The organism is Streptomyces sp. B15 (genome assembly GCF_018070605.1).
GTDB classification, from domain to species: Bacteria; Actinomycetota; Actinomycetes; order Streptomycetales; family Streptomycetaceae; genus Streptomyces; species Streptomyces smyrnaeus.
In genome coordinates, this window is record NZ_JAGPXJ010000001.1 from 269,591 (window position 1) to 281,612 (window position 12,022).

Annotated in this window: 9 protein-coding genes; 6 read left to right on the forward strand and 3 right to left on the reverse strand. The window is 71.2% G+C overall.

Annotated features, from left to right (window positions below; genetic code table 11):
- Positions 1-64: 64 nt before the first annotated feature.
- Positions 65-565 (forward strand): Lrp/AsnC family transcriptional regulator, encoded by a 501-nt coding sequence (locus KBY19_RS01265; RefSeq protein ID WP_210964939.1) that lies wholly within the window; start codon positions 65-67, stop codon positions 563-565.
- An 80-nt stretch (positions 566-645) separates the two neighbouring features.
- On the opposite strand, the gene KBY19_RS01270 is transcribed toward KBY19_RS01265, so the two are convergent.
- Positions 646-1,278 carry a TetR/AcrR family transcriptional regulator gene (locus tag KBY19_RS01270; protein WP_099886653.1) on the reverse strand — a complete coding sequence of 211 codons (633 nt, stop codon included), beginning with the start codon at positions 1,276-1,278 and terminating at the stop codon, positions 646-648.
- A gap of 180 nt (positions 1,279-1,458) precedes the next feature.
- On the opposite strand from KBY19_RS01270, the gene paaN reads away from it, so the two are divergent.
- Positions 1,459-3,165, forward strand: coding sequence for a phenylacetic acid degradation protein PaaN (gene paaN, locus KBY19_RS01275; RefSeq protein ID WP_180289702.1), 1,707 nt, complete (start codon positions 1,459-1,461; stop codon positions 3,163-3,165).
- A 115-nt stretch (positions 3,166-3,280) separates the two neighbouring features.
- Here paaN and KBY19_RS01280 read toward each other — a convergent pair whose 3' ends face one another.
- Positions 3,281-5,008, reverse strand: coding sequence for a protein kinase (locus KBY19_RS01280; protein WP_185017628.1), 1,728 nt, complete (start codon positions 5,006-5,008; stop codon positions 3,281-3,283).
- Between the two features lie 400 nt (positions 5,009-5,408).
- On the opposite strand from KBY19_RS01280, the gene KBY19_RS01285 reads away from it, so the two are divergent.
- The gene (locus tag KBY19_RS01285; RefSeq protein ID WP_210955910.1) at positions 5,409-7,031 is read left to right on the forward strand and encodes a protein kinase; all 1,623 of its coding nucleotides are present in this window, start codon (positions 5,409-5,411) and stop codon (positions 7,029-7,031) included.
- A 233-nt stretch (positions 7,032-7,264) separates the two neighbouring features.
- Entirely contained in the window at positions 7,265-8,296 is a 1,032-nt protein-coding gene (locus KBY19_RS01290; protein ID WP_210955911.1) for a phosphotransferase, read from the forward strand.
- Positions 8,297-8,347: 51 nt separating this feature from the next.
- Here the strand turns inward: KBY19_RS01290 and KBY19_RS01295 are convergent, their stop codons facing one another.
- The gene (locus tag KBY19_RS01295; protein ID WP_185017631.1) at positions 8,348-9,046 is read right to left on the reverse strand and encodes a response regulator transcription factor; all 699 of its coding nucleotides are present in this window, start codon (positions 9,044-9,046) and stop codon (positions 8,348-8,350) included.
- 394 nt (positions 9,047-9,440) lie between these two features.
- Between KBY19_RS01295 and pdhA the strand changes: the two genes are divergently transcribed.
- Together pdhA and KBY19_RS01305 are read left to right on the forward strand one after the other, a co-directional pair.
- On the forward strand, positions 9,441-11,003 hold the full coding sequence (pdhA, locus tag KBY19_RS01300) for a pyruvate dehydrogenase (acetyl-transferring) E1 component subunit alpha (protein ID WP_210964921.1): 1,563 nt from the start codon (positions 9,441-9,443) through the stop codon (positions 11,001-11,003).
- Entirely contained in the window at positions 11,003-12,010 is a 1,008-nt protein-coding gene (locus KBY19_RS01305; protein ID WP_099882923.1) for an alpha-ketoacid dehydrogenase subunit beta, read from the forward strand. The genes pdhA and KBY19_RS01305 overlap by 1 nt, the downstream gene beginning before the upstream one ends.
- Positions 12,011-12,022 lie beyond the last annotated feature (12 nt).

Below are 12,022 nucleotides of genomic sequence, written 5' to 3' on the forward strand. Positions count from 1 at the left end.
AAAACCGTTCGATGTCCGCAGAGTGTCCATCCAGGGGAGGCGAGGAACCGTGCGGGGTGAACAGATGGCCAACGGGCCGGAGCCCGCCGGGGAGGCGGCCGGGCACCGGTTCCCCGCTCGCCCGCTGGACTCCATCGACCGCGACATCCTGCGGTTGCTCCGCGCGGACGGGCGGGCCTCCATCCGCTCCGTCGCCGAACGTGTGCACGTCTCCCGGGCCAATGCCTACGCGCGCATCAACCGGCTGATCGACGACGGGGTGATTCGCGGCTTCAGCGCCCGCATCGACCAGGAGCGCGCGGGCCACGGCGCCTCGGCGTACATCACCCTCAAGATCGTCCAGGACTCGTGGCGCAGCGTCCGCGAGAAGCTCCAGGAGCTGCCGGGCGCGGCCCATATGGCGCTGGTCAGCGGAGATTTCGATGTGCTGCTGCTGGTGCACACCTCCGACAACAGGGCGCTGCGGGATCTCGTCCTCACCCGTATCCAGTCGATGCCGGAGGTGCTGAGCACCCGGACGCTGCTGGTGTTCGAGGAGACGGACCTGGAGCCGGGGCCGCCGTAACCTCCCGGCACCGCGAGGACACGGAGTGTCCCGGCCACGAACAGCCGTGCAGCCGGTGAGACCCCTGCCGCCCGAAGGCGTCAGTGCGTGCGCAGGCCGGCGAAGGCGGTGCGGATGACGGCCTCCGCTACCTGTGCGCTGGTGGCGGAACCGGTCGAGGCGGCGGAGTTGCCGCCGGAGGCGCCGTTGAGCGGGGCACGGTCGGGTCGGTACCACTCGGCAATCGAGTTGATCATGCCGAACAGCAGTCGGGTCGCGAGCCGCGCGTCCACGTCGGAGCGCAGATCGCCGTCGGCCGCCGCCTGCTTGACCAGCTCGGCCACCCGCTGGTCGAACTCACGGCGCCGGGACATCGCCCAGATCTCGGTCTCGGTGTTGCCGCGCACCCGCAGCAGGAGCGTCACGTACGGCAGCTCGGACATCAGGACCTCGACGGTGCGACGTGTCACGTGCTCCAGCCGCTCCACCGCGCGCCCCTCGCGCGCCCGAGGCTCCTCCAGAACGGCGAACAGGCCGTCCAGCGCCCGGCTTATCCCCCGGCGCAGCAGCTCCTCCTTGCCCCGTACATGGTGGTAGATCGAGGACTTGGAGATCCCGGCGGCCTGCGACAGATGCTCCATCGAGGTGCCGTCGTAGCCCCGCTCGTTGAACACCCGCACGGCGACGGAGAGCAGCGAGTCGGGCGTGTAGGTGTCGCGCTTGACCGTGGGCATGCGGCCGATGCTAGCCGGGTCGCCGGCGGGGTCCGCCGGGCGGCGGTCGAAGTTGTCCACAGGCTTCCGGGCCCCCTTGCACCGACCGATCGTTCGGTAGCAGTATCTACCAGGTGAGCGGCCGCGGCAAAGGCGTCGCCACCCGCATTCCGTCCCAGCTCAGCGAGGAGTTGGTCCCGCGTGACCACCGGCATCGGAACGACCACTGCCCAGCTCATCGACAAGCACCGCCCCACCCTGGACCGCGCGCTGGAAGCGATCCGCAGCAGGGAGTTCTGGACCCCGCATCCCGAGCACCCGAAGGCGTACGGCGAGGGGGCTGCCGAGGAGGGCAAGGCGGCCTTCGACGCGCTGCGCGGCAGCCGGTTCGAGCTGCCCGGCCAGCCCGTCTCCGGCGAATGGGTGGCCACCGAGGTGTCGCCGTACGGATTCGAGCTGGGCATCTCCTACCCGCGCGCGGACGAGGGCTCCGTCGACGCGTTGCTGTCGGTGATGCGTGGGGGCCTGCCGGCCTGGCGTAAGGCGGGACCCGAGGGGCGCGCGGCGGTCTGCCTGGAGATCCTGGCACGGATCAGCGCCCGCACCCACGAGTTCGCCCAGGCCGTGATGCACACCAGCGGCCAGGCCTTCATGATGGCCTTCCAGGCGGGCGGCCCGCATGCGCAGGACCGCGGTATGGAAGCGGTGGCCTACGCGTACGCGGAGCAGGTGCGCACACCGGAGCGCACCGACTGGGAGAAGCCCCAGGGCAAGCGCGAACCCCTGCGGGTCACCAAGGAGTTCACCCCGGTCGGACGCGGTATCGCTCTACTGATCGGCTGCAACACCTTTCCCACCTGGAACGGCTTCCCCGGCTTCTTCGCCTCGCTCGCGACCGGCAACGCCGTGCTGGTCAAGCCGCACCCACGGGCGGTGCTCCCGCTCGCCCTGACGGTCCGGATCGCCCGCGAGGTGCTGGCGGAGGCCGGCTTCGACGCCGACCTGGTGGCGCTGGCGGCCGAGGCGGAGGGCGACGGCATCGCCAAGGACCTGGCCACCCGCCCGGAGATCCGCGTGATCGACTACACGGGGGGCTCCGCCTTCGGCGAGTGGCTGGAGGCCAACGCCCGCCAGGCGCGGGTGCACACCGAGAAGGCCGGGGTCAACACGGTCGTCATCGACTCCACCGACGACTACCAGGGCATGCTCTCCAACCTCGCCTTCTCCCTGTCCCTCTACAGCGGCCAGATGTGCACGACGCCGCAGAATCTGCTGCTCCCGGCAGGCGGCATCACCACCGAGTCCGGCCCCAAGTCCTTCGACGAGGTGGTGGCCGACCTCGCCGGCGCGGTCGACAAGCTGCTCGGCGACGACGCACGGGCCAACGCGCTGCTGGGCGCCCTGGTGAACGACCAGGTGCGGGAGCGGCTGGAGGCGGCACCCGCACTGGGCGAGGTGGCCCTCTCCTCCCGCGCGGTGGCCAACCCCGAGTTCCCCGACGCCACGGTCCGCACCCCCGCCCTGGTCAAGCTGGACGCCACCAAGCCGGAGGCCGAGGCGGCGTATCTGAACGAGTGCTTCGGTCCGGTCTCCTTCGCGGTGGCCGTCGGCTCCACGGAGGACGCACTGGAGCTGCTGCGCAACACCTTGCAGGCCCAGGGCGCCATGACGGTCTCCGCGTATACCACCTCAGCGGAGGTGGCGCGCCAGGTGGAGGAGGTGTGCTTCGACGAGCCCGCTCAGCTCTCGCTCAATCTGACGGGTGGTGTCTACGTCAATCAAACGGCCGGCTTCAGCGATTTCCACGGCTCGGGCGGCAATCCCGCGGCCAACTGCACGCTGTGCGACGGGGACTTCGTCTCGGGCCGGTTCCGGGTGGTGGAGGTGCGGCGGATGGCACAGGACTGAACAGCATGCTGCCCCCGGGCGGGGCCCGGGGGCGGACAGCTCTTCGTGGGACGGGGCTCGCCCCTCCGGCGGGACCGCGGCCGACAGGAACGGACCGACGGGCCGCTCTCCGTTCTCAGTCGGCGGGCTGGCCGGTGGAGACGGTCAGGTCGATCTTGTCCTTCTTGGGGTCGAAGTCGTCGAGGGAGTCGGGGCTCTGCTCCAGCACGGTGTTCTTGCCCCAGACGTTCTCGTCCTCCGTGGTCACCTCGCCGAGCTTCCACCCCGCGGCGCGCAGACAGGCCTTCACCGAGGTGAGGTCCTTGATCGTCAGATCGGGGACCATGACCTTGCTCTTGTCGCTGTAGGACTCGGTGGCGTCGGTGCACTTCGTGGAGTCGATGGTGCGGCTCTTGTCGGGGCCCTTGAAGCCCCCGGAGTCCGAGCCGCCGTCGTCCCCGCTGTCCCCTCCGTCGTCGCCGGCGTCCACGGTCGGGGTGGGCTTGGGCTTGGCTGTGGGCTTGGGATCGGGGTCGTCCCCGCTGCTGGTGAGCCCGATGATCACGAACACCAGGGCGACGATGACCGCGACGCCGGCCAGCCCGTAACCGACCATGGCGCCGGTCGAGGGCTTCTTGCCCGAGCCGCCGTTGCCGCCGCCCGGACCCGAGCCGGGGGCCCCGATCGTGTAGGGCGGCGGGGTGGAGGCCCCGCCGTCGTACGACGACTGCGGGTAGCCGTAACCGGGGGTGGGGGCGGGTGCCGGGGAGGCCTGGGTGGGCGGCGGTGGGGTGGAGGGCCCGAACCCCCCGCTGTTGTACGGCCCCGGCTGTCCCTGCGGCTGGTAGGGGGTCTGCACCCCGCCGTGCTGCGGCTGGGAGCCCGCTTCGACCGGCGGGAAGACGGCCTGCCCCACGCCCGCGCCGCTGTTGGCGGGCGGGCCGCCGCTGATGATGATGGGCGAGGCCCCGGAGGCGACCCCGGAGCCGCCGATGCGGTTGCACTCGTCGTGCATCGACTCGGCGGACGGGAAGCGCTCGTTGGGGTTCTTCTTCAGGGTGCGGGCGACCAGCGCGTCCACGGCCGGGGGGATGGACTGGTTGATGGAGGAGGGCGTGGGCGGCTCCTCCTGGACGTGCGCGTAGGCGATGGCCAGCGGCGAGTCGGCGTCGAACGGCAGCCGCCCGGTGAGCAGCTCGAAGAGCATGATGCCGACCGAGTAGAGGTCGGAGCGGGCGTCCACCCCGCGGCCGAGGGCCTGTTCCGGGGAGAGGTACTGCGGGGTGCCGACGACCATGCCGGTCTGTGTCATGGATGTCACACCGGACTGCATGGCGCGGGCGATGCCGAAGTCCATGACCTTGACCACGCCGCGCTTGGTGAGCATCACGTTCCCGGGCTTGATGTCCCGGTGCACGAGGCCCATCTCATGGCTGACCTCGAGGGCCGCCAGCACATCGCCGGTGATCTTCAGCGCCTTCTCGGCGGGCATCGCGCCGTACTGCGCGATGTCCTCGTCCAGGACCGTGCGCAGCGGCTTGCCCTCGACGTACTCCATGACGATGTAGGGCACCAGCGCGCCGTCGATCTCGTCCTCGCCGGAGTCGAAGACGGAGACGATGTTGGTGTGGGTCAGCTTGGCGACCGACTGTGCCTCGCGGCGGAACCGCTCGCGGAAGGACTGCTCCCGGCCGAGTTCGGTGTGCAGCGTCTTGACCGCGACCTGCCGGTCCAGCACGGAGTCGTAGGCGAGATAGACGGAGGCCATCCCACCGGCGCCGAGCAGTGAACGGAGCTGGAAACGCCCCCCGCCGACCATGCGGCCCAAGTAGTTGCCGGCCGCCTGTGCGCCGTCGTCGCTCATCTGACTGCTTCCCCCTCGGCGGCGCTGCCCCCGTGCAGGTACGTTGAGTGATCCTTGTCCCTGATACTGGCCCAAGTTTGCCCAGGGGTTCGGTCACGTCAAGTTCGTTGCCCGTTCCGTGACCGAATGCGCATACGCCCTTCGCGAGCGTCGCCCGGGACGGTTCCACGAGCCTAGAGGGTGTCTTCGAGCAGGTGTGCGCAGGGTGTGTGCAGGGGCTGCGCGAGATTACCGGGATCGACTTGCAGCCTCGAGCCGGAAGCTTGTTGGATGACCACGCCTTGGCTTCGGTAGCTTCGCTACTTGTCCCACCCAATCCACCCCCCGCGTGCCTGTAGCCTCCTTGGGGGAGTATCCACCGCGCGCGCATGCCGCGGATTCGAATCGACGGCGAGGACTGATGGCACAGACGCAAGCCGCCGGGGGCCCTTCGGACCCCGACGCGACGGGCGGCGGCTCCCTGCCCGATTCGCCGGAATTGTGGGGCAACAACGGCCTGGTCGGCGACGGCAGGTACCGCCTGACGCACCGCCTCGGCCGCGGTGGCATGGCCGAGGTGTTCGGCGCCGAGGACCTGCGCCTCGGCCGTACGGTCGCGGTCAAGCTGCTGCGCTCCGACCTCGCCGAGGACCCCATCTCCAAGGCGCGCTTCACGCGCGAGGCCCAGTCCGTCGCGGGTTTGAACCACCACTCCGTCGTCGCGGTCTACGACTCCGGCGAGGAGTTCATCGGCGGCAACGTCACGCCGTACATCGTGATGGAGCTGGTCGAGGGCAGCACCATCCGTGATCTGCTGCTGAACGCGGACGCGCCGCCGCCGGACCAGGCGTTGATCATCGTCTCCGGGGTGCTGGACGCGCTGGCCTACAGCCACCAGCACGGCATCGTGCACCGCGACATCAAGCCCGCCAACGTGATCATCACGCAGGGTGGCGCGGTCAAGGTGATGGACTTCGGTATCGCCCGCGCCCTGCACGGCGCGTCCAACACCATGACGCAGACCGGCATGGTGATGGGCACCCCGCAGTACCTCTCGCCCGAGCAGGCGCTCGGCAAGACCGTCGACACCCGCTCCGACCTGTATGCGACCGGCTGTCTGCTGTACGAGCTGCTGACCCGGCGCCCCCCGTTCACCGGGGAGACCCCGCTGTCGGTCGTCTACCAGCACGTCCAGGACGAGCCGATGCTGCCGTCCGAGATCTCGGACGCCGTGCCGCCGGAGCTGGACGGCCTGGTGATGCGGGCGCTGGCCAAGGATCCGGACGACCGGTTCCAGACGGCCGAGGAGATGCGCGGACTCACCCAGTACGCGCTGCAGATGCTGCACGAGCAGGGCAGCCACACCGGCGGCCTGTGGAACACCGGCCCGACGGCGCACCACGGGGGTTCCACCCCGGCGATGGGCGTACCGAACGCCGGCGCGCGTCCGCACCCCTCGCACTCGGACACCTCCCAGATGGGCGCCCCGCTGCTCGGAGGCGCCCGGGACGACGACGGTGGCTTCGACGGCGGTCCCCGGCGCGGCGGTCGCGGTGGCGGTGGCGGCAAGGGCGTCCGGTACGCGCTGGTCGCCTTCCTGGCGGTGATCGCCATAGCGGGCGGCATCTTCTTCGCCCTCAACGCCAACGACGACAAGGGCAACACGCCCGACAGGACGAGGCCGAGCACGTCCGAGTCGAAGAGCCACAAGGACTCCAAGGAGCCGTCGGCCACCCCGACGGAGACCGAGGAGGAGCAGCCGGGCACCACGGAAGGCAACGGGGACTGGACCCCGAGCGACGAGCCGTCCCAGTCGTTCCCGAGCCAGACGCAGCCCAGCGAGACCCAGCCGTCCGAGACCGGTGACCCCAGCCAGACGGGCAGCGGCGGCAACCAGGGCGGCTCCGGACCCGGCGGCAGCGGCGACAAGCCGACCGACAGCCAGTCCCCGCCCGGCGGCGACACCGAAGGCGGCAGCGGCGGCAACCAGGGCGGCAACGCCGGATCGGAAGACGGCGGCGCCAACAGCGGCACCGAGGAGTAGGCAGCGGTCCGCCTCCGGCGGCTCGGCCGGTGGAACCGGTGGCCGGCGTCGGTCGGGACAGCGGGTCCGGCCGGCAGGTCCGGACGGCGGGTCCGCCCGGCAGGTCCGGACAGCGGGCCTGGACAGCGCGTCAGGCCAACGCAGTGGGACAGTGGGTCAGCTCCGTGTTGACCCGTTGTCCACAGGGGTTGACGAGGCGGCGCCGAGCCCTCGCGTGGCTCTACGATGCGGCCGTGCAGCCGTCTTCCCCCGCCCTCACGGAGGGCACGCTCCACTCTCTGTTGCGGCAGTACGACGGTCTCGGCCGGCCCCGTTCGTGCACCTCGGTCTCGCACGGGCTGCTCAACCGCGGCTACCGCCTGACGACCACCCGCGGCTGCTACTTCCTCAAACACCACCTCGACGGCCCGGCCTCGCTCGGCCGGATCGAGCGCCAGCACAGTGCCACCGCCCGGCTGGGCGCGCTGGGGCTACCGGTGGTGCCGGTGGTGCCGGCGGCCGAGGGGCGTACCGTCGCGGTGGCCGAGGGCCGCTGTTTCGCCCTGCACCCGTGGATCGAGGGCACCCACCGGCACGGCAGCGAGCTGACCGCGGGGCAGTCGCGAGGGCTGGGCGCGCTGCTGGGGCGGGTCCATGTGCGGCTGGACCGGGCCCTGCCCGAGGCGCAGCGCACCAGCCATGAGAGCGCCGATCCGGCGGCGACGTACGACATGATCGGCGCGCTGCTGGAGCGGATCAGGACCCGCCGGCACCGGGACAGCTTCGACGAGTTGGCGGAACACCGGCTCACCGAGCGCCGCGAGCTGCTGCGCCGGTACGCGGGGGAGCGGCCGGGCGCGGCTCCGGCCCGGTTCACCGGCTGGGTGCACGGGGACTTCCACCCGCTCAATCTGCTCTACGCGCCCGCGGGCCGCAGCCCGCGCCCGGTGGCGATCCTGGACTGGGACCGGCTGGGGGTTCATCCCCGGGCGGAGGAGGCGGTGCGCGGTGCGGCGATCTTCTTCCTCCGTCCCGGCGGCACGCTCGATCTGCGCAAGGTGCGGGCCTTCGCGCGCGCCTACCGGGGTGGCGCGGGTGCCTCCCGTGAGGAGTTGGCCGCCGCCGTGCACCGGGTGTGGTGGGAGCGGCTGAACGACTTCTGGATGCTGCGCTGGCGCTACCAGCTGAGCGACGTACGGGCCGATCCGCAGTTCCCCGCGGCGGCGGCGCTGGTCGTGTGGTGGAGCAGCAACTACGAGGCCGTACGCGCCGCGTTCTGCGACTGACAGGCCCCTGCCCGTCCGGCGGCGGGCCCGGGCCGCCTGGTGCCGGCCGGTTCAGTGCGGATCGTCGCCCGAGGCGCGGACCCGTGCGATGTAGGCGGCGGCCTGGGTGCGGCGTTCCATGCCGAGCTTGGCCAGCAGCCCGGAGACATAGTTCTTGACGGTCTTCTCGGCGAGATGGAGCCGCTCACCGATGGCCCGGTTGGTCAGCCCCTCGCCGATCAGCCCCAGGATCCGGCGCTCCTGCTCGGTGAGGGCACCCAGCCTGCCGTCCTGGTCCGGCCGACCGCCCCCGTCCTGCTGCCGGGCGCCGGTTCCCGGGCCGCGCAGCCGGCCCAGGACGCGCCGGGTGTCGGCCGGATCCAGCAGTGTGGCGCCGTCCGCCACCTCGTGCACGGCCCGTACCAGCTCGCCGCTGGTGAGCCCCTTGAGCACGTACCCGGAGGCGCCGGCCACCACGGAGGCCAGCAGCGCCTCGTCGTCCGCGTACGAGGTGAGCATCAGACAGCGGACGGTCTCGTCGCGCGAGCGCACCTCGCGGCAGACCTCCACGCCGCTGCCGTCCGGAAGCCGTACGTCCAAAACGGCGACGTCGGGCCGGGTGGCGGCGATTCCACTGATCGCGTCGGCCGCTGTGGCGGCCTCGCCGGCGATCTCGACGCCGGGGTCGGCCGCGAGCATGTCGCGTACGCCTCTGCGGACGACCTCGTGATCGTCGACCAGGTACACCCGGGTTCGTCCGTTTTCGGGCACCTGTCCAGTCTCACATATTGATCCGCCCTTCACTCTTCCCGGGCTCCCGCACCCCGGGTTACCGTGCGGATGTCCGCGGCTCGCGAGGCCGTGACCAGTGATGTCCCGACTTCTTGCGCACCTGCTTGGATTTCCTCGCTCTTACTTGGATATCCGAGCAAAGTTGCAGGTCAGGGCCGCCTCGTGCGTCTATGGAGATGCCAGCCATGGCTGGGGCGTCCCGACCGGGGTCGGGACAGCGGGCCGCGACCGGGACAGCAGTCACCACCCGGTGCCGACCGCGACGCTCCCACCCCGTGCGCCGCACGGGACCGGGCGAGCCTCCCCCCGCCAGTGGGTGGGGGAGCCCCAGGTCACCGGCAATCCCGGGGGCCGGACAGACGGAGGAGCACACGTGACCGTGGAGAGCACTGCCGCGCGGAGCGCCGCGCGCCGCAGCGGCACCGGAGGAAAGCGCGCCACCCAGGCCGCCACCGGCAGCGGCAAGGCCGCCGAGAACGGTGAGGCCCCCGGCAGCGGCACGGCTGCCAGGAACGGCACGGCCGCAGCCGCCGACGGCACGGCGAAGGCCGCGGGGAAGCCCCGCAAGGCCGCGGCCAAGAGCGCCCGGAAGACCGCGGCCGGGCCCGCGGCCAAGACCGCCGCGAAGGCCGCGCCGAAGACCCCCGCCAAGGCGACGGCGAAGAGCGCTGCCAAGAGCCCCGAGAAGAGCGGGACGAAGACGGCCGGGTCGAAGGCAGCCGGCTCGAAGGCAGGTGCCAAGGCAGGCGCCAAGACCGGTGCCAAGGCCAAGACCCCCGCGAAGGCCCGTACCGGCACTGCCACCGGCACCGGCACCGGCAGCGGAGTCGGCGGCAGCGGCGGTGGACGGACCGAGCCGGAGCTGGTGCAGCTGCTGACGCCGGAGGGCGAGCGCGTCACCCATCCGGAGTACGACGTCGACCTGAGCGCCGAGGAGATCCAGGGGCTCTACCGCGACATGGTGCTGACCCGCCGCTTCGACGCGGAGGCCACCGCGCTGCAGCGGCAGGGCGAGCTGGGCCTGTGGGCCTCGCTGCTGGGCCAGGAGGCGGCGCAGATCGGCTCCGGCCGGGCGCTGCGCGCGGACGACTACGTCTTCCCCACCTACCGGGAGCACGGCGTCGCCTGGTGCCGCGACGTGGACCCGACGATGCTGTTGGGCATGTTCCGCGGGGTGAACAACGGCGGCTGGGATCCCAACAGCAACAACTTCCACCTCTACACGATCGTCATCGGCTCCCAGGTCCTGCACGCGACCGGGTACGCGATGGGCGTGGCCAAGGACGGCGCGGACTCGGCGGTCATCGCCTACTTCGGTGACGGCGCCTCCAGCCAGGGCGACGTCGCCGAGGCCTTCACGTTCTCGGCCGTCTACAACGCGCCGGTCGTCTTCTTCTGCCAGAACAACCAGTGGGCGATCTCCGAGCCCACCGAGCGCCAGTCCCGGGTGCCGATCTACCAGCGCGCCCAGGGCTTCGGCTTCCCCGGTGTGCGGGTGGACGGCAACGACGTGCTGGCCTGCCTCGCGGTGACCAAGGCCGCCGTCGAGCGCGCCCGCGGGGGCGAGGGGCCCATGCTGATCGAGGCGTTCACCTACCGGATGGGCGCCCACACCACCTCCGACGACCCCACGCGCTACCGCGCCGACGAGGAGCGCGTCGCGTGGGAGGCCAAGGACCCGATCCAGCGGCTCCGCGTCCACCTGGAGAACGCGGGCCTGGCCGACGACGCCTTCTTCGCCCGTATCGACGAGGAGAGCGAGGCGATGGGGCAGCACGTGCGCGAGGCGATCCGTACGATGCCCGATCCCGACACCATGGCGATCTTCGAGAACGTCTACGCGGACGGACATGCGCTGGTCGACGAGGAGCGTGCCCAGTTCGCCACGTATCTCGCCTCGTTCGCCGACTCGGACTCTCGTGAGGAGGGCCGCTGATGGCCGCCACCGGTACGGCCCCCGTTGCGGCCGTTCAGAAGCTTCCCGTCGCCAAGGCGATCAACGCCTCGCTGCGTACGGCGATGGAGAACGACCCCAAGGTCCTGATCATGGGCGAGGACGTCGGCAAGCTCGGCGGCGTCTTCCGGGTCACCGATGGTCTGCAGAAGGACTTCGGTGAGGACCGCGTCATCGACACCCCGCTCGCCGAGTCGGGCATCGTGGGCACGGCGATCGGGCTCGCGCTGCGCGGCTACCGCCCCGTCGTCGAGATCCAGTTCGACGGCTTCGTCTTTCCCGCCTACGACCAGATCGTCACCCAGCTCGCCAAGATGCATGCGCGGGCGCTGGGCAAGATCAAGCTGCCGGTCGTCATCCGGATCCCCTACGGCGGCGGCATCGGCGCCGTCGAACACCACAGCGAGTCGCCGGAGACGTTGTTCGCGCACGTCGCCGGGCTCAAGTGCGTCTCTCCCTCGAACGCGGCCGACGCCTACTGGATGATGCAGCAGGCCATCGAGAGCGACGACCCGGTGATCTTCTTCGAGCCGAAGCGGCGCTACTGGGACAAGGGCGAGGTCGACCCTTCCGCCATCCCGGCCCCGCTGCACTCCGCCAAGGTCGCCCGCCAGGGCTCGGCGGCGACGCTCGCCGCGTACGGCCCGATGGTGAAGGTCTGCCTGGAGGCGGCGGCAGCCGCCGAGGAGGAGGGCAACTCGCTGGAGGTCGTGGACCTGCGCTCGATGTCCCCCATCGACTTCGACACCCTGCAGCGCTCCGTGGAGAAGACCCGCCGCCTGGTGCTCGTCCACGAGGCCCCGGTCTTCCTCGGCACCGGAGCGGAGATCGCGGCCCGCATCACCGAGCGGTGCTTCTACCATCTTGAAGCACCGGTGCTGCGCGTCGGCGGTTTCCACGCGCCGTACCCACCGGCCCGGCTGGAGGACGAGTACCTGCCGAACCTGGACCGGGTGCTCGATGCCGTCGACCGCGCGCTGGCGTACTGAGGAGAGCCGTGA